Genomic DNA, 18983 nt, shown 5'->3' with positions numbered 1-18983 from the left:
ACGGACGTACTGTGGCCTCAGAGTCATAAAAACAGCTAGGGCGACAGTCGAGCGCGACGACCGTGCGCTACAGACCGCTTCAGGCCGCTCACCACCGGGAGCCAAGAGAATCGAAGTCTGTATAGAATATATATTACTAGATGATGTCGGCGGCAATAAATTATATGCGATGTGACGGAGTTGACATCCTCATATGGAAGTGGTTAGAAGCGTCCGAGAACTCACGGCGGTTCTCGAACAGTTTTCGGAGACGACAGGAGAGATTCACGGGCTGGAACTGACCAGCGAGGACGAGCCAAGTGAAGAGGGCACAGCGGCCTCGGTCACCGTCGAGTACGATGTCGCGTCGGAGTGCGCGGTCGACCCGGACCGACTCTCCGTGTCGTCACCAGTGGCGTCGATGACCGACGGCCGACTTCGGCTCGAACTCGATGTGGTGCTCGCACCTCCGGCGGCCGCGGGCGCCGGGGAAGAGTCACTGTCGACTGAGCACGCCGCCACCGACAGCGACTCCGAGCCGGCGGACGCACCGATTGCCCGAGCCGACGGCTCCGGGGCGCGTGGCTCGGGAGGCAGCGCCTCCATCACGTCCGGTGCGTCGTCGCCGACGATAGCGTCTGCGGCCCCGACGACGAGAGACGGAACGACGGGGGAGGACCAGCCCGCACCGGTAGTGGCGGACAGCCCCGTTGAGGCGGATACGGAGGAGAGTCCGGACATGGATACGGTCACGACACCGGACACCAGCACGAACACGGAGCCAGACGCGGACGCCAAGACAGACACCGACTCGGTGCCGGCACACCGCGACCCCGTTCGACTTCGCGAGGCGTACGAGGCTTGTGAGACGTTCAAAGAGATGACCGACGCGCTCGGCGTCGACGTGACTCCCCAGACCGTCCGCAACCAGATGATTCAACACGGGATTCACGAACCGGAGTCGTACGGCGCGCCGACCGAATCGGCGTCTTCGAGCGAGTCGACCGAGTCGGGCGACGAACCACGGCAACCCGACCCGAGCAACTCCAATGGGGACAGCCCGAGCGAGACGGAACTGTCTCCCGAGTCGGGAGGCGACGACACCGCCAACGCGGCGGAACGCGACACGCAAGTCGACGCCGAATCCGACGTGAGCGCCGAGTCGGCATCGGCGTCCGAACCGAAGTCGGCGTCGCAGTCTGACGCTGAGACGGACTCGGCCTCGGACGCCGAGCCAGTCGCGGTCGACACAGACGAGACGAGCGAGGCGACCGAGGACGCGCCCAGCCCGGCCACCCTTCCGCCGCTTCCCGCGTCGGTCTCCTCGCTCGACTGCTCGACTGAAGACGTGTGTGCGGCCGTCTCGGGCGCGAAGACGCTGTACGAAGTCGAGCGCCGCCTTGGACTCGACCGCGCCGACGTCCGCGAGGTGCTGACCGCGCTCGACCTCCTCGACCTCGTCACCGGACGGATGGCGCGGCGCGACGCGTCGGCGGCGAGCCCTGCCGACGTTCGAACGCGAGTACACGCCGCACTCGGCGCGAACGAGTAACTCGGCTATCGTAGTGGGTCGCTCGTGGTGACGCTCGAAGCGAGGCGCATCGGCTCGTTGCAGGCGGCTTCACCTCTACTCAGTAGCGAGACACAGCGGAGCGATATCCGAAGGGTGGTGGGGTCCCCCGGATGGGGGAGGATGGAACGAGAACGAGAGTCACGCTATCAGCATCGGGTGATAACGTTCTCGTCCTCGTACACGTTGTTCTAGCAGATGTTGATATAAATTTGGATAGTAGAGACTATTGGCATATACTGATAGTGTACGCAACTCGAGGGGGGAAAGAGAGAACGGTCTCACGGTGGGGGCGACCACCGGATCGAGGAGGTGGAAAACCGTTCTCAACTGGCACGCAATTGGCCAATGGATTTAAATATACCTATTGCGGCTACCGGAAGTACGTACCACTAACACCCCGTGGATGGCCAACGGCTCGTACCGGGGTCCCCGCGCGATGATGTCGGGTTGTGTCCACCGAGGCGAAGCCGAACCGAACCACGGCGTACGAACCTCTCTATCGCAGTTCTGTCATCTATATAACACACTTACCAGCGGTTATCACACCCGCCACGGTGCGGACTGATGTGCCTCCGCACACATCACCACAGACCACTCTCAGTCGTACTGTAACGGTGCTACTGGTGTTAGTACTCACGACCGCGACGTTCCCCGCCGGTGCGGCGGGCGTCGCGGCGGGGGAGGACGCGAGCGCACTCGATTCGAACGTCCAGTCGGCGATGAACGCGTCCGCGCCGGCGGCCGTGACCATCACCGAACTCCAGTCGAACACGACCGACGGCGACGCCTCGGCCTACGCGGGGCAGTTCGTCAGCGTCACCGGGACGGTGACCGCGACGAACGCCGACGGCTTCTTCCTGCAGAACGCCTCCGCGGCCGACGTGCGGCACAGCGCTGTCTACGTCTACGCGGGCGGGTCGTCAGACGCGACCCCCGGCGACGAGGTGCGCGTCGACGCGCCCGTCACCGAGTACTACGGCCTGACCCAACTCGACCTGACGAACGACAGCGCCTCGCTGTCGACGACCGGAAGCGGGTCGGTCCCCGAGGCGACCAGTCTCGCGACGGAAAACGTCTCCCAAGAGGCCTACGAGAGCGTGCTCGTCAGCGTGCGCGACGTGGAAGTCACGGCGACGCCCGGCCAGTACGGCGAGTGGGCCGTCACCGACGGCTCCGGAGCGGTCGCCATCGACGACGTGACGACCGGCGACGACACCACACCCTCGGAGGTCGGCAGCACCGCCGACGCCATCGAGGGACCGGTGTTCTACAGTTTCGAGGAGTACAAGATTCAGCCCGCGTCGGTGACGAACCTGACCGCCCCCGCGGGCGGTGACGACGGCGGCGACGCCGGTAACGACACCGCGGGCGCGAACGCGACGACAATCACGCTCGTCGGCTTCAACGACATCGGCAAGGCGGCCGCCGGCTCCGGCGACGACAAGCTCGGCCGAATGATTACGCTCATCAACCGCGAGCGCGCGAACGCCTCCGGCCCCGTCTTCGTGGCCGGCGGCGGCGACGAACTCAGCCCGCACGCCCTCCGCAACTACGACGGCTTAGAACACGGCTACGAGCCGCCGGTGACGGCGATGAACCTCATCGACCCCGACGCCGAGGTCGTCCAGAACCACGAACTCGACTACGACGAGGACGCGGGGACGAACGACTTCGCCGTCTTCGAGGCCATCGCCAACGAGTCGACCTATCCGTGGCTCCTCGCCAACGTCGTCGACGAGGAGACTGGCGAGAACCTCCCCGGGACGCAGAACTACACCGTCGTCGAGCGCGGCGGCGTCAAAGTCGGCTTCTTCGGCCTGACCGACGAGGCCATCAACGCGAAGACCGACGGCGTCATCGAGCGCAACGGCTACACCGTCGTCGACCCGACGACCGCCGCCCAGCGGACCGTCGACACGCTCCGAAACGAGGAAGACGTTGACGTGGTCGTCGCGCTGGCTCCGGTCGGCATTCCGGACTCGAAGGACCTCGCGCGGAACGTCGACGGCATCGACGCGCTCGTCTCCGGCGACGACCAACAGCGCTACCCGCCGCAGACGACCAACGGCGTCCTCATCGGCGAGACCACCGGCAAGGCAAACGCCATCATGCGGATGGAACTGACCGTCGACAACGGGAGCGTCACCGACGCCTCCGGCGAACTCGTCGACGTGACGACCGACATCCCGCGCAACGACTCGTGGCAGACGTACATCAACCCGCTCCGCGAGGACTATCTCAACACGGAACTCGCGACGGCGGTCATGCCCGAGCACACGGGCGTCGGCTCCAGCTACACCGACGACTCCGCGACGGGCCACCTCGTCACCGACGGCGTCCGTGGCTACACCGGTGCCGACGTGGCCGTGACGAACGCCGGCGGCATCCGCGACACGCTCTATCCGAGCGACTACGCCGCGGGCGAGGAGTTCAACATCACCCGCGGGATGGTTACCTCGACGCTCTCGTTCGGCAACCACATCGTCGTGGTCGAGGTGACCGGCGCGGAACTCCGCGAGGTCGTCAAGAGCCAAATCACGCCGCTGGAGATGGACAACCAGTACGGCACCCAGACCCAACAGCAGGTAAGCGGCGTCACCTTCGAGTGGGTGCCCCACAGCGATAGCTCGTCGCCCGGCGAGGGCGACGCGACGATTCGCGACCTCACGGTGAACGGCGAACCCGTCAACGACTCGGCGACGTACACGCTGGCGACCAACTCCTACATCGCCGACGGCGGCAGCGGCTACCCGCTCGCCGACAAGCCGCGCGTCGCGGTCCTGAACGACACGACGATGGCCGACGGCGTCATCGGCTACCTGCAGAACCGCTCGACCATCGCGGCCGCCGAAGTCGACACCGAGTCCGACGACCGGATGCGCCGGGTCGACACGGCGCTTGACGCCGACGCGGTCGACGTGACGAGCGGCGACGGCCAGACGACGGTCACTATCGACGCGCCCTCGCGCGTGACTGGCGTGAGCGGAACTGCCGCCTTCGCCGACCGCAACGGCGGCTACGTCGAGACGACGAACGTCGCCTACGACGGTGCGAGCGGCACCATCACAGTTACGGTGCCGACGAGCGACCTCGACGCCTTCGGGACGCCGGTGACCGCGCCGGACTCGGGCGTCGACCTCTACGTCGACTACACCGACAGCGCGTATTCGAGCCAGTACGAGAACTTCGACTCGGCCGTGCTGAACGCCGACCTCGACGGTGAGGCGACGACGCCCGACCCGACGCCTGAACCGGCCGACGGGGTCGCGCTCGCGGTCGGCTCGGACGGCCAGCCCGTCCCCCTCGGCGACACCCGGACGTTCGACATCACCGCGAGTGACGCCGCCAACGGCGTCGGCGCGTACGAACTGACGCTCACGGTGGGCGATTCGAGCGTGGCCCGCATCACGGGCGTGCAGTTCCCCGACGAACCCGGCTTCGCGGCGGTCAACGTCAGCGACGACGGCAGTACGGTCCACATCGAGGCCGCCGGCATCGACGCCGCCGACGACGCGAACGACTCGCAGGTTCTGGCGACCGTGACGGTCGAGGGCGTCGCGCTCGGCGGTTCGACGGCGCTCGAACTGACCCAGACGGCAACCTACGACCCCAACGGCACGGCCTACGCGGTGTCGCGCATCGACAACCGCCCGGTCGGCGTCGAACCCGGCGACCTCACCGGCAACGGCCGCGAGATGGCCGACCACGACGGCGACGGCACCTTCGAGGACGTGAACGGCGACGGCAGCGTGGACGTTGTGGACGCCCAGGCGCTGTTCGTGAACCGCGACGCCGAGCCGGTCCAGTCGAGCATCCCCGCGTTCGACCTCAACGACGACGGCCGCGTCGACGTGGGCGACGTGCAGCGGCTGTTCGCCTCGACGAATGCGTAAGCCGAACTCGAATTGGACCGGCCGGACCGCACTCGCGGCGTTCGCGGCGCTCGTCTGTCTGAGCGCCCTCGCGCCGCCCACGCTCGCTGCGACCGACACGACCGTCGGCTTCGGAACCGACGCGGCGACCGTCGAACCCGACTCGACGCGGACGTTCGACATCGTCGTCGACAGCGTCGACGCCGGCGTCGGCGCGTACAATCTGACGGTCGAACTCGACGACGCGTCGGTTGGTCGCATCGCCGAGGTCGCCACCCCTGACGGCACCGACCCGCGACTGCAGGACGTGTCGTACGACGAGGACCGGACGGTCGCCTCGGTTCGCGTCGTCGGCCTCGACACCGACGACGCCGGCTCGGTCGCCGTCGCGACCGTCACCATCGAAACCGCCGACGCAACCGGTAACGGCGCGCTCGACGTGTCCGTGTCCACCCTCGGCGACGAGGACGGGAACTCCTACACCGTCACCGATACGTCGGGACTCGACCTCTCCGTCTCGGAGTCGGCCGGTGGCGGGGGTTCCGGCGGTGGCGACAGTGGCGGTGACACCGGCGACGACACCGATGATTCGACCAACGATGGCGACGATGGCGACGACACCGACGACGGTTCGGACTCCGGGTCGGACGGCGATTCCGACGCGGACGACGAGTCGGACGACGTGACCGACCAGCCTTCGACAACCGAGTCGGCGGCGGAGTCGCCAACGGCAACCGCGTCGCCCGCGAGTCCGACGACGACTGACGACGGTGCGACGACCGCCAGCGCGACAGACACGCAGTCCGCGACCGAGACGACCGAGCGCCGGACGACGGCAACCGTCGTCCCCGGCTTCGACGTCGTTCCCGCGGTCGCTGCCATCGCGGCGCTCCTGTTCGGGGTCGGACGCCGGGCGCGGCGCGAGGACTGAGCGAACACGGGCCCTCGGGGGTCTGTGTCGAATCTTTATCCGTGTGGCCGTCTAGCAGGGAGGTATGAACGGCCCGGACACCGCGGACGAAACGAGCTTCTATTTCGACTACGAGCTACAGGTCGACGCGACCCGCGACGCCGTAGCGAAGCTCGCTCGTGAGGTCCTCCAGTACGAGTGGGCCGACTACCTCCGTGCGTCCCCGCCGGAGGGTCCCCACACGTGGCACGCCCTCGACTCGGGGAAGCCGTGGGGCCGCGTCACGCCCGCGGCGTGGGAGCGCGGCCGCGACCGCGGCTTCGACCTCCACTTCGAGCACTACCCGACGCCGCGCGCCCTCCAGCGCGGACAGTTCCGCCTCGAACTCCACCTCGAAGACGGCATCCACGGCGACGCCGACTTCTCGGGCGACTCGCCGTACGCGGCGCTCCGCGAGCGACTCGTCGCGGCGCTCGACGAGGTGCGCGACGAACACGACGACCTCCCGGCCGGCGAGTTCGGCACCGGGCGGACGCTCTGGCGGGTCGATTCTCACTTCCTCGCGGGCGACACCGTCGCCTACTACGAGGCGCTCCGCGAGGCGCTGTCGGCGCACGACGCGTTTGTCGACGCCGCGGCGGCCGTCCTCGACGACGAACTCCCCGAGCACGACCCGTTCGGGCGCGACTGACGCACCGAGGCGAACCGCCGACTCGCCGCCTACGTCGAATCACGTGAGGACCGACCGGGAGTGGTGATGCTCCCGATAGCAGCGCATCCGACGCCCGACTGCCGTCGTTACTCGACCGTACGGGTCCGTCAGAGTGACGCGTATCGGTGTGAAGGCAACTGCAACAGAAAGTGTACAATCCATCCGACAATACCACTATATAGCTACATTTGGACGCCAATCGCCGAGAACTGCGAAAGAATTATACCCGATACCGTGCGTTAGTGAAACGATGGCACAAACACTCGAGGTCGCCCCGCACGTAATTACGGAGGGTTCGACCATCCGGCATTCGACGCTGTGTACGGAACAGACGGTGGTGGAAATCGAAGACGAGACCGTCCGGACGATGTACGACGACGAGGAATTCGTCTACCCGCGCGAGCAGCTCGCGGTCGACCTTTCGGTCGGTCGGTTCGAAGTCGTCTCCTGACCCCGCCTTCGAGACGGCACGGGCCACCGTCTCGGCTTCCGTCGTCGCTCACGGCTCCCGCGAATCCATCTGGCCCGCTTCGGTCCCCGTTTTTCCCCGCTCTCGACTGACTCGTTCGTCACCGGACCCCCGCGAGCGACTGCGCCGAAGCGCGCCTCACAAATCTGGACAGTTCGATTGCCGACACTATTTTTACGACCCACATGAATCTCCGGCCGTGTCCTCCGCAGACCCTCCGCGCTCGCCGGGCACGCTCGCCGTGAGCGCCAAAGAGACCGGTCAATCGCTGTACGAACGGGTGTATAACACCCTGCTGACGGGCGTGGCGATCATGATCCCCATCGTCATCACGCTGTACGTCCTGCGCGTCGGCATCGACTTCGTCAGAAACGCCCTCGAACCGTTCATCGAACTCCTACGCTGGGCAGGTATCATCGGCCGCTTCGAGAGCGTCGAATTCATCACGCTCCTCATCGACCTCGGTATCTACTCGTTCGTCGTCGACTTCTTCACCGAACTGGTCGCCCTGCTCGTCCTCTTCGCCATCGTCGCGGTCGTAGGGACCATCGGCCGCAACCAGTACGGCGAGAAAATCATCGGCGTGTTCGACCTCGTCATCTCGTCGATTCCGGGTGTCGGCACGGTGTACAAGAGTTTCCGCCGCATGGGCGACGTGGTCCTCGACGAGGGGGCCGACGAGTTCCAGGACGTGAAACTCGTCCAGTGTTTCGACGACGACGTGTACGTACTGGGCTTCCAGACGGGCGGTTCCCCCGCGACCATCGAACAGTCGACCGGCCACAACGAGATGGTCTCGATGTTCCTCCCGCTCGCGCCCAACCCGGTCACCGGCGGCCTGCTCACCTACATCCCCGCCGACGACGTGTACGACATCGACATGACCGTCGAGGAGGGCGTCCGGAGCATCCTCACGAGCGGTGTCGCCACCGACGAGGACGCTGACGCGCTCGGCGTAAACATGTCCGAACTCCGCGGCACAGAGCGGTTACAGGACATCCGCGAGTCGATGATTACGCGAGAGCGGAAGGAAAAACAGGACTGAGTCGGCTCTCGGAATCTCTCGTGTCCTTCTCATCGATGTTCGGAGACGCCGTGTAGCGGTATCGCCTCCACGACGTCGAATCTGTCAGTGTATCTAATATTTATATGTCTGCTCTGCGAAGTGTGGTACGAGTACCCATGGGGCCGCCACCGAGAGTTCTCGTCTATGGACCGCCGCCAGAGCGGGCCTGGCACCCGCAGAGCGACGTCGAAATCCGATACGTGACCGAGACTGAAGCGCTTCGCCAGCTCGCGTCGTCGAAAGACCCGACGGTCGTCGTCTGTCTCCACGCACCGCCGTCCTACCGAGGCGGGGTCGCCGCGCGCGTCACTCGTCGCGTCGACGATTCCCAGCCGGTCGTCGTCACCGGTTGGGAGACATCTCGGCCACCCAGCCTCACGACTGATTCGGACCTCGTGAAAACCGTCGGCCTCCCGGACGACGAACCGCTTCCGGAGGCGCTGTTCGACGTCGTCGACAAAGTCGGTGCGCGTCTGGCGGCCCACGCGTGACGTGACCTCGCTCGGCCCTGCGACGACCGCCACCTGTCAGAAGTGGCAACCCTCCGACTGACCGTAACAATTAGCATGGTTGATTCTTCTTGTCATATCGTGAACGTCGGAGTAATCACGTGCCTGCACGGCGATTCACGGCAGTACGACGCGTGAGGGGCTGCTGCCGACCGCCGTCCGACGCGGCTTCGCGCAATCCACGCCGTGCGTGACTCGTGATGGTTCGACGGACAATCCGACACTAACTATGAGTTCTTCGAACACGACCGGTTCAATGCGAGTCATCTGGACAGTGTCCAACCGTTTGGGGGATGCGAGATGAAACTGAAAGCGCGGCACGGCTTCCTGCTGCTGCTGGCGCTCGCGCTCGCCGTCGCACCCGGGGTGAGCGCCGCGGCCGGGTCGACGGCCGTTGCGCTCGAACCGACGAACCAGACGGTCGGGAACGGCGAGACGACGACGTTCGACGTGGTCGTGACGAACGCCTCCGGCGGCGTCGGCGCGGCGAACATCTCGTTCTCGGTCGCCAACGAGACGGCGGCCATCACGCAGGTCGCGTTCAGTCACGAGACGGTTGAGAACAACACGACGTACGCGAGTGACAACAGCTCTGCGACGCTCACCGGCTACGGACTCGACACGAACCAGACCGGTTCGGTGGTCGTCGCGACCGTCACGGTCAGGGGGAACGCGACGAGCGCAGCCGAAACCGAGGTCACGCCTCACGTCAACGCGCTCGGCGACGAGGACGGCAACGACTACACGGTTAATGAGGAGCGCTCCGCACAGCTCGACGTGGCGACCTCCTCCGGGGACGATGGCTCCGGGGGCGGCGGTGACGACGGCGACGATGGTGACAGTGGCTCCGGCGACGGCGGCGACGGAGATACGGCGTCGACAACTGTCACTAACCTCTCCGTCGGGGCGACCGATGTCGAGACCGGCGAGAACGTCGAAGTCACGGCGGCCGTCCTGAACGACGGCGACGTGACGACGAACGCGACGGTCAACCTCACGGTCGGCGGGGCGGTCCGAACGACGAAAACCGTCTCCGACCTCGACCCCGGCAACGAATCGACCGTCGTGTTCCTCCCGGCGTTCCAGCAGGCGGGGACGTACAACCTCTCCGTCGGTGGCGAGTGGGCGACGGTCACGGTCGCCGAGCCGACCACGACGACTTCCGACCCGGTGACGACCGAGACGCCGACGGAGACGGAGAGCCAAGCGCCGGGCTTCGGCGTGCTGACGGCGCTCCTCTCGCTGGTCGCGCTCGTCGGTGCGGCGCGTCTGCGGGCCGAGTAACTCGCTTTCGACTCGCTCCATCCGAGTGAGCGGTCGGGAGTCGAGGCATCGACGTGTAACCGTTTTTCGAGTTCCAGTACGCTCCCGAGTCTCCGACTTCCCGCGGACGTGCAGTCCCCGGTCGGAGGGGGTGTCAGCGGAACCACACACACTTAATGTGAGTGCTCGTGAGTCTCGCGTTAGAGAACGCTAATGGGCTACCGTCGAGCACTTTCGTTCAGCTGGGAGACGCGCGATACACTCGCGGTGCTCGTCATCGCCCTCACCGTCTCGTTTCTCGTCGGCGCCGCGATTCTCGGCGTCTCGCTCGGCCAGCAGACGACGACTATCTCCGACGAGTTCGGGACGAGCTATCACGTCGAGCGCGCGGCCTCCCCGTCGAATGTCGCGGGCGCGAGCGACTCTGAAGTCCGACTCGTCTTGGTTCGCGCCTCCGTCGACGGGACGCCCGCGACGATTGTGGGTATCCCGCCGGATGCGCCGGACCTCACCGTCCGGGGACAGACAATCGACTTCCCACGACCGGCCACCGGAACGCTCGCCGTCGTGGGCGGACCGCCTTCCGGTGAGACCGCCACGCTCGAAACGGACGACACGGCGACGACGGTCACGGTCGCAGGCCGCTCGGGCCATCAGGTCCTCCGAGATAGTTGGTACGTCACCCGCGCCGAGACGGTTTCGGCGTTCGAGGCGACCGAGGTGGTCACCATCGAACGGGCGGACGGCGAGCCGGCGACGCCGCTGTTGTCGGCGCTCCAGTTCTTCGTCCGCGGCACCGACCAACTGGTCCGCCTGCTCCAACTCGCGACGCTCGCGAGCGGGATTCTCGTCGGGGTGACGACGTACAGCGTCATCCGACTCACGGTCAAGGAGCGGCGGCCGGACATCGCCGTGCTCCGCTCGACGGGCGCGACGCCGCGGCAAATCGTCGGCGTGTACACGCTCCGCGCCATCACACTCGCGGCCATTGGGCTGGCGCTCGGATACAGTATCGGCGTCATCCTCGTCCGTGCGGTCCTGAACGCGGCCGTGTACGCTGGCCTCCCGACCTCGCTCGCGCTCGCGCTCACGCCGACGGTCGTCCAACTGCTTGGACTGGCGGCCGCCGTGCTTCTCGTCGCCGGCGTTGTCGCCGGCCTGACCGCGTCGTACCCGGAAGCGACGAAACCGCTGGACCGGCTGTCGTCGCCGGGACAGCCGACCGTCGAAGGCTCCCGGTCGCCGTTCAAACGACTGTTCGAGACGCGACTGCTCGGGTGGGAGGCGACCGTACCGACCGTCGCAACGCTGAGCGTGTTCATGGGCGTGGTGCTGTTGCTGTCGGCTGTCATCGGTGCGGTCGGCCCGCTGTCGGGCGTCGGACAGCAGACGATTACGGAACCGGACGCACCGCATCCCATCGCCAGTAACGTTCCGGAGTCGTACGCGTCCGCGCTCCGCAGTCAGGGCGTCGCGGTCAGCCCGGAGATTCTCCTCTTCGAAGTGTACCGCAGTACGCCGTTCGTCGCCCGGGGGGTGAACTACTCCGCGTACGAGTCGTTGGCGCACACGACGCTGACGGCGGGACGGGAGCCGACCGGTGACGACGAGGCGCTCGTCGGCGCGAGCCTCGCCGAGGCGACCGACCTCGCGGTCGGCGACACGCTCGTTCTCGGCGGCAGCACGACCCCCGGAATCACGCGAATCGAAATCGTGGGGCGGTTCGCCGGGACCGGTGTCCAAGACGACCAACTGCTGGTGTCGCTCGACACGGCGCGTCATCTCACAACGACGGGGGATAACGGGGTTCAGTTTATCAGAACCAGCGGCCTCGCCAGCGGGGACGCGAACACGTCGACAATCGTGGTCACTGACGCGACGGTCACCCGTCGTGATGGGAGCTTCGGCGTCGCCGTCGAGGCCACGAATCTCGGGCTGAGCGACGCCTCGCGGCCCGTCTCGGTCACGCTCGGCGACGCGACGGCGGAGGCCGCGCTCTCGGTGCCCAGTCGCCGGTCGACGACGACGTTCGTCGCGTTCGAGACGCCGCCGGCAGGCACCGTCTCCCTCTCGGTGGCCGACGTGACGAAGTCGGTGACGGTCGACGAGCGAGGACGCGTCGTCGAGCCACTTCGCGTGACTGTCCCCGCGTCGATACCCGTCGGGAGCGAGCCGCGAGTCAGCGTCTCGCGGGGCAGTGAGCCGGTCGCAAACGCGACGGTCTCGGTCGACGACCGGAGTCAGACCCAGACGACGGACGCGAGCGGGGCGACCCGCGTCCGGTTCAACGAGACCGGGACGTCCGTCGTGTCGGTTCGCGCCGACGGCCAACAGCGTAACACGACGCTCACCGTCTCCGACGACGCGACTCGGCGACCGGTCCAGACGCTCTCGCTCTCGCCGCAGGCCCCCACGCTGTTCACGTCGCCGACGGTGACGGCGCGACTCAGTAACCCGTGGGCACAGCGGCTGAACGCGACGGTGACCATTCGCGGCCCGGGGACGAACGTCGAGCGGGCCGTCTCGCTCGCGCCGGGTGGGAACCGTCGCGTCTCGGCGACTCTCCCCCAGCGGCCGGCCGGAGAGTACACCATCTCGTCGCAGGTCGGCGCGGGCGAAGAGACGACGCTCACCTACCGCGTCCGGGGCGACGAGCGGTTGGCGACGGCGCTCGCGGGGAGCGGTCGCTACACGAGCGGTGGTGGCATCGCACAGGCGATTCAGCTCGTCTTCGGGAACCTCGAAGTGCTCCTCGCCGCGGTCGTCGCGCTCGTGAGTCTCATGACGGTCGGGAGCACGACCGCGGCGTTCACGCGGAGCACCTACGGCGTTCGGAAGACCATCGGCGTGTACCGCGTGACCGGGGCGCGCCGGACCGACGTTCTCCGACTCGTCCTCTTCGACACGCTCAAAGTCGGCCTCGTCGCGTCGGTCGCCGCGTTCGCCATCGCCACCGCGGCCGTGACGGCGCTCCTGTCACTCGGCGAACTCCGCGTGTTCGGCGTCGCGCTCACGCCGGTGTTCTCGCCCGGCGTCGTCGCCGGGATGGTTCTCGCGGGCCTCGGACTCGCGGTCACGAGCGCCTGTCTCGCGACGGGCTATCTGTTGCTGCAGGACCCTGCCGCACTCTTAGTGGATAGACATATACCGACGCCCGAGGGAGAGGGAAGTATCACCAATGAGTAACGGACGCCGCCGCGGATTCGTGATTCTCATCGCGGGTGTCGCCCTCGCGTTCGCCCTCCGCGCCCTCCCCCTTTATTGGAGCGGCTATCCCTCTACGCTCGACGGGTTCGACTACGCGTGGTTAGCGAAGACGGCCACGGAGACGGGGTCGCTCCCCCTCACGCAGCGGGCAGATAACCTCGTGTTCAGCACCTATCTGAGCGTCGTGTCGCTCGTCACCGACGCCGTTCCCCTCCGAGCGATTCAGCCGCTTGCGACGGTCGTCGGCGGGATTATCTGTTTCGTCGGCGGCGTCGTCGCTCGGCGCGTGCTCCGCGACAGCGGGTCGCGCGACGACACCGCCACGGCGGTCGGGGCGGTGACGGCGACACTCCTCGCCATTCAGGGGCTGTTCCTCCGTCGGACCGCCGTTCCCGACGAGGAGATTCTCGGCATCCTCCTCGTGATTACGCTCGCGTTCTGCCTGCATCTCGCGCTCCGCAGTCAGCGCCTCCGCTGGTGGCTCGTCGTCGGGCTGCTCCTCGCCGTGTTCCCGATGACGCACACGTTCTCGACGTTCATCGCCGCGCTCGTCGTGACCGCGCTCGTCGTGCGCCACGTCTCCGTGCGGCTCTCGCTTCGGTCGGTGCTCGGGCCGGGTGCACTCGCGGTCGCCTTCTGGGCGTACATGTTCGCGTACTACCGCTTCGCCGAGTCATCGACGACGCTCAGCGTCCCGTACGTGAATCGGGTCATGGCTTATCCCGGGCTCTTCCTCGCGTGGCTCATCCTCCTCGCCATCGGCATCGTGTGGGTCCAACAGACGGGCCGCCGGGTCAAGCAGGTCTCGTACCTCGCCGTCGTCGGCTCCTTTTTCGCCATCGTCGGGCTCAACGCCGTCTCGCCGATATTCCCGGGGACGACCCAGACGCCGCCGCTCATCTTGGGGCTCGTCGCGATTCTCGGCGTGTTCGCGGTCACCGCCGCCTTCGGGCTCGAACTGTTCGAGTCGTACCGCGGCGGCGCGATACCGACGGCGATGTTCCTCGCGCCGGTCACCATCATCGGGTTCGGCCTCACCGCGTCGCTCACCCCAGAGTACTACGACACGGTCATGCGCGCCCAGACGTTCCTTCACGTCCCGGCGGCGATGCTCGTCGGCGTCGTTCTCGTGCGCCTCCTGCAGGGCGTCTCGCGTTCGACCTTGGGACGAACGCTCCGTCTCGCGCTCGTCGCGCTCGTGCTCGTCTCGACGCTCGCCACCGCGCCGCTCGCGTACCTCACGATGGACACCGCGACGGTTCCGACGACGACGTACGAGTCGGAGTTCGAGGGCGTCCGGTTCGCGTCGACGCACACCGACGCGCCGTGGGTGAGCGACCACTCGCTGACGCGGGTCGGCGCGCACTACTTCAAGGCACAGGTCGGCTACAGCGCCGTCGCGAACTGGCTCTCCGGCGGGCCAAGCCCTGACTGTCTCGTCATCTCGCAGCAGTCGTGGACGACGACCGGTGCCCACCTCTTCCCGAACGCACCGGGGACCGTCTCGGCCACCACGTACGCCGAGTGGACCGCGACGCGCAACGTCGTCTACGCCAACACCGGGAACGACCCCGTCTCGGTGTCCCGGCCGGTCGGGAACGCGACGTGCGCGGCCGCGACGAACCAGACGGTCTGACCGAGTAGCCGTACACTATACATAGGTGAAGCATGAAGGGAACATATCGATGACGGGCCCCGTACTGCGCGGCGATTCGCTCACCGTCGAACGCGGTGACTCCACCATTCTCGCGGACGTCTCCATCACCGTCGAGCCTGACACCTCCCTCCTCATTCAAGGCCCGAGCGGTGCCGGGAAGACGACGCTGTTCAACGTCCTCGGACTGCTCAGCACCCCGACGAGCGGCTCGCTGTACGTCCACGGCGACGACACGAGCGCGCTTCCCGAGCGCAAACGCGCCGTCCTCCGGCGGGACGCAATCGGGTTCGTGTTCCAGGACTTCCAGCTCATCCCGGACCTGACCGCGTGGGACAACGCCGCGCTCCCGCAGGACCACACCCGGAGCCGAGACGAGGCGTGGCTCGACACGCTGTTCGACGCCCTCGACATTTTAGACCTCAAAGACCAGTATCCGGCGACGCTCAGCGGCGGGGAGAAACAGCGCGTCGCCATCGCCCGCGCCCTCGCCAACCGGCCGGACGTCGTCTTCGCCGACGAGCCGACGGGGCAACTCGACCCGGAAACCGCAGAACGAGTTCTCGACCTCCTGTTCCGGGTCAAAGACCAGACGGACACCGCGCTCGTCGTCATCAGCCACGACCCCACGCTGTCCGACCAGTTCGAGGAGACGCACGTGCTGATAGACGGCTCGCTCCGCCGAAAATCGGACGAGCGCATCCCGCAATGAGCCGCCTCGGATAACATGCGCTATGCGACAGCGCTCCTTTCGAGGTGGTCGCGCCGCGAGTGGCTGAGCATCGCGGTCGTCGCCGTCACGACGGCGTTCCTCCTCGGAGCCGCGTTGCTGTTGCTCACCGCGGCCACCTACACCGGAACGCTCAGTTCCGACCTGTCGAGTTCGGCGACGGTGTCGTACGAGCAGTCGTACGACGACGCCGTCGCGACTGCGTCCGCTGACGAGGTCGTAATCGCGGTCACCACCGTTACGCTCCCCGACGGCGAGACCCGCCGCGTGGTCGGGATACCACCGGACGCGCCGCGGACGATTTCGGGCGCGTCGGTCGCGTGGCAAGCGGCGGCACTGCCGAGGGCACCGACAGACGGCGTCTCGGGGCCGGTATCGACGGTACAGCAGGTCGAGTTCGTCGGCCCTGACAACGCGGTTTCGACGACCGTCTCGCCGCACCGCGTCGACGAGACGCTGTTCCCCGACTCGTGGTACGTCGCGGACACCGACACCGCCCAGCGGCTGGGAACGAGCGGCGCGCTCGTGTTCGACACCGGGGAATCCGGACGCCCGGCGTCGGCGACGAGCGTCCCGCTCATCGCGGCGCTTCCGTTTCTGGCGGGCGGCATCACGCAGGTCGTCCGGACGCTCTCGGTCGCCGCGTTCGCCGGCGGGCTCCTGATTCTCGTCGTCGTGTACAACGTGACGAAGATGTCGATTCGGGACCGGACCCGCCTCATCGGCGTCGCCCGTGCGACCGGGGCGTCGCCGTGGCGCATCCTCGCGATTCTCCTCGGCCGCGTGCTGTCGCTCACGTTCGTCGGCGTCGCGTTGGGCTACGCGCTCGGCGTGGTCGTGACCAACGGCGCCGTCAACGCCGCGACGTACGCGGGCCTCCCGGTGTCGCTTCAGACGACCGTGACCGCCGACATCGCGGTTTCGCTCCTCGCCATCGCCGGGTTCCTCCTCGCGATGGGCCTCCTCGCCGGGTTCCTCGCGGCCCTCCCGGTCATCCGCGGCGACCCGAGATTCGACCAACCGCACCGGACCACCGGTCGATGGCCAGCGCCGATTCGGCGCCTACAGACGGTCACCTCACCGACGCTCGTCGATTGGCGGGCGTTTACCCCCACGGCGGCGACGCTCGCCGTCTTCATGCTCATCATCCTCTTGACGGGCTCTATCGGCGGCGCGCTCGCCCCCCTCGCGACCACGTCGAGCGGGACGGTCGTCGAGAGCGGTGCCGCACACCCCCTCAACAGCCGCATCGACGAGAACTACGCGACTGTCCTCCGGTCGTACGGTATCACGGCCAGCCCGGAGGTCATCTACGCGCAGACACGAGGCCGGACGCCGTACCTCGTTCGCGGGGCGAACTACACGGCGTTCAGCTCGGTCACCGACGCGTCGTTAGTCGCGGGCACAGCCCCACAGCGCGCCGACGAAGCCGTCGTCGGAACCGACCTCGCGCGGACGCTCGGGCTCGAAGTCGGCGAGACGGTGACGCTCGGCGGGAGCGTCACGCCCGGGGTCAGACGCGTCACAATCGTCGGGGCGTTCACCGGGAGCGGCGTGACGAACGACCAACTCGTCGTCCCGCTCGAAACGACACAGCCGCTGGCGACGGGTCCCGGAACGGTGCACCTGATTCGGACGAAAAACGCCTCGTCGAGGCTCGCGTCCCTGCAGAATCGGTCGTCGGGACTGCTCGTGACGAGCCTCTCGGGCCCGTCCGAGGTCCAGACGAACGCGACGTACCGCTTCGGCGCGACGGTCCGGAACCTCGGGTCCGCCGCGGCGACCGAGACGATCACGGTCCGCGTGGGGAACCAGACCCTCGAACGAGACGTGACGCTCGGGAGCGACGAGTCAACCCGGCTGTCGTTCGAGACGAGCTTCGAGACCGCGGGGACGTACGAACTCGCCACCGACGGCGTCACCCGCTCGGTGACGGTGTACCGGCCGAACACGCTCCAACTTCCGTCCGAGTACCCGACTCGCGCGCCGCCAGGGTCCACGCTCGTCGTGCCAGCGACGACGCCGAACGAGACCGTGGTCTCCGGCGTGACCGTCACGCTCGACGGTCGGAGTGCGACGACCAACGACCGAGGCGGCGTGCCGATGGGCGTTCCCAACGAACCGGGCACGTACACGCTGCGGCTCTCGAAAGACGGCTACGTCGCGGAAGAACACACACTCACCGTGGAACGCGGTGCACCGCAGCGACTCGGCGGGCGGCTGACGGTCTCGCCGTCCACCGGGTCGCGACTCACGAATCCGACGGTGACGGCGCGCGTCGCCAACCCGTGGGGTCGGTTCCTCGTCCGCAACCTCACGCTCGTCTCGCCGGGGGGCACGCAGACGCGGACCGTCGAACTGACCGGCGGGAACGTCTCGGAAATCGAACTGGCGGCGTCCGAGGTCGGACTGGGTGACGACCCGCCGCCGGGCACGTACGACCTCCGGCTGGTCGTCGACGGGTCGGTCATCTCGACGGCGACCTACCGCGTCACGGGCGACGAGCGCGTCGCGGCGACGCTCAGCAGCCGCGGCGAGTACACCGAGGGAACCGGTATCGGACGGGCCATCGAGAACGTCTTCGGGAACGTGCAGTTGCTGTTCGTCGTGCTCGTGTCGCTCGCCGGGTTGAGCACCATCGGCGGCACGACGGCGACGTTCGCGCAGGCGGTACACGCCAACCGTCGCGTCATCGGCATCTACCGCGCGACCGGCGCGAGCAGGCGGCGGATTCTCGCCCTTCTCGCGGCCGACGCCGTCCGCCTCGCGATTCCCGCGGCGGTCCTCTCGTTCGGCCTCGCGGCGGCGCTCCTGTGGGCGCTCGCGCGACTCGACGTGCTCGTGGTCTTCGGGATTCGACTCACCGTTCCGTTCACCCCGTTGCTGGTCGGCGTCTCCGCCCTCGGCGCGGTCTGTCTCGCGGTCTGTAGCGCCGTCATCGCGGCGACGCCCTTCGTTCGCTTCAACGTCGGGCGGTTGCTCCACCGCTGACTGTTCGGCTCGTCATGAAAATGCACTTACCACAGACGGGTGTAGGGT

12 protein-coding genes are annotated in these 18983 nt (G+C 67.3%); all 12 read left to right on the top strand.

Features of this window, described 5'->3' with window-relative positions:
* The first annotated feature begins 193 nt into the window (after positions 1 to 193).
* A complete protein-coding gene (locus C5B90_RS11960) occupies positions 194 to 1531 on the top strand; it encodes a hypothetical protein (RefSeq protein WP_115881717.1) in 1338 nt (445 codons plus the stop codon).
* A gap of 644 nt (positions 1532 to 2175) precedes the next feature.
* Positions 2176 to 5445 carry a 5'-nucleotidase C-terminal domain-containing protein gene (locus tag C5B90_RS11955; RefSeq protein ID WP_199517482.1) on the top strand — a complete coding sequence of 1090 codons (3270 nt, stop codon included), beginning with the start codon at positions 2176 to 2178 and terminating at the stop codon, positions 5443 to 5445.
* On the top strand, positions 5438 to 6355 hold the full coding sequence (locus C5B90_RS11950) for a hypothetical protein (RefSeq protein WP_115881715.1): 918 nt from the start codon (positions 5438 to 5440) through the stop codon (positions 6353 to 6355). Before C5B90_RS11955 ends, C5B90_RS11950 begins: the two co-directional genes overlap by 8 nt.
* 64 nt (positions 6356 to 6419) lie before the next feature.
* Entirely contained in the window at positions 6420 to 7025 is a 606-nt protein-coding gene (locus C5B90_RS11945; protein ID WP_115881713.1) for an acetyltransferase, read from the top strand.
* 271 nt (positions 7026 to 7296) lie between these two features.
* A complete protein-coding gene (locus C5B90_RS11940; protein ID WP_004975735.1) occupies positions 7297 to 7497 on the top strand; it encodes a hypothetical protein in 201 nt (66 codons plus the stop codon).
* Between the two features lie 259 nt (positions 7498 to 7756).
* Positions 7757 to 8560, top strand: coding sequence for a DUF502 domain-containing protein (locus C5B90_RS11935; RefSeq protein ID WP_115882504.1), 804 nt, complete (start codon positions 7757 to 7759; stop codon positions 8558 to 8560).
* Positions 8561 to 8781: 221 nt separating this feature from the next.
* On the top strand, positions 8782 to 9072 hold the full coding sequence (locus C5B90_RS11930) for a hypothetical protein (RefSeq protein WP_115882503.1): 291 nt from the start codon (positions 8782 to 8784) through the stop codon (positions 9070 to 9072).
* A gap of 318 nt (positions 9073 to 9390) precedes the next feature.
* Positions 9391 to 10374, top strand: coding sequence for a CARDB domain-containing protein (locus tag C5B90_RS11925; protein WP_115881711.1), 984 nt, complete (start codon positions 9391 to 9393; stop codon positions 10372 to 10374).
* 192 nt (positions 10375 to 10566) lie between these two features.
* Entirely contained in the window at positions 10567 to 13539 is a 2973-nt protein-coding gene (locus C5B90_RS11920) for an FtsX-like permease family protein (RefSeq protein WP_115881709.1), read from the top strand.
* Complete coding sequence (locus C5B90_RS11915) at positions 13532 to 15196, top strand: hypothetical protein (protein ID WP_233511979.1); 1665 nt, start codon at positions 13532 to 13534, stop codon at positions 15194 to 15196. Before C5B90_RS11920 ends, C5B90_RS11915 begins: the two co-directional genes overlap by 8 nt.
* Before the next feature lie 49 nt (positions 15197 to 15245).
* On the top strand, positions 15246 to 15926 hold the full coding sequence (locus tag C5B90_RS11910; RefSeq protein WP_058566549.1) for an ABC transporter ATP-binding protein: 681 nt from the start codon (positions 15246 to 15248) through the stop codon (positions 15924 to 15926).
* 15 nt (positions 15927 to 15941) lie between these two features.
* Positions 15942 to 18935: an FtsX-like permease family protein gene (locus C5B90_RS11905; RefSeq protein WP_115881705.1), complete on the top strand. Its 2994-nt coding sequence runs from the start codon at positions 15942 to 15944 to the stop codon at positions 18933 to 18935.
* Positions 18936 to 18983: the final 48 nt, after the last annotated feature.

Origin of the sequence: Haloferax sp. Atlit-12N, from assembly GCF_003383095.1 — an archaeon.
In the GTDB taxonomy this organism is placed as follows: domain Archaea; phylum Halobacteriota; class Halobacteria; order Halobacteriales; family Haloferacaceae; genus Haloferax.
Note: the sequence above shows the minus strand (reverse complement) of the source record. Positions and strands in the feature narration are given on the sequence as shown.

What these genes read in the sequence shown, in the direction of transcription:
- C5B90_RS11950 (WP_115881715.1), top strand. Translation starts at nt 5,438, where the DNA reads ATGCGTAAGCCGAACTCGAATTGGACCGGCCGGACCGCACTCGCGGCG.
- C5B90_RS11905 (WP_115881705.1), top strand. Translation starts at nt 15,942, where the DNA reads ATGCGCTATGCGACAGCGCTCCTTTCGAGGTGGTCGCGCCGCGAGTGG.
- C5B90_RS11910 (WP_058566549.1), top strand. Translation starts at nt 15,246, where the DNA reads ATGACGGGCCCCGTACTGCGCGGCGATTCGCTCACCGTCGAACGCGGT.
- C5B90_RS11925 (WP_115881711.1), top strand. Translation starts at nt 9,391, where the DNA reads ATGAAACTGAAAGCGCGGCACGGCTTCCTGCTGCTGCTGGCGCTCGCG.
- C5B90_RS11920 (WP_115881709.1), top strand. Translation starts at nt 10,567, where the DNA reads ATGGGCTACCGTCGAGCACTTTCGTTCAGCTGGGAGACGCGCGATACA.
- C5B90_RS11915 (WP_233511979.1), top strand. Translation starts at nt 13,532, where the DNA reads ATGAGTAACGGACGCCGCCGCGGATTCGTGATTCTCATCGCGGGTGTC.
- C5B90_RS11940 (WP_004975735.1), top strand. Translation starts at nt 7,297, where the DNA reads ATGGCACAAACACTCGAGGTCGCCCCGCACGTAATTACGGAGGGTTCG.
- C5B90_RS11945 (WP_115881713.1), top strand. Translation starts at nt 6,420, where the DNA reads ATGAACGGCCCGGACACCGCGGACGAAACGAGCTTCTATTTCGACTAC.
- C5B90_RS11960 (WP_115881717.1), top strand. Translation starts at nt 194, where the DNA reads ATGGAAGTGGTTAGAAGCGTCCGAGAACTCACGGCGGTTCTCGAACAG.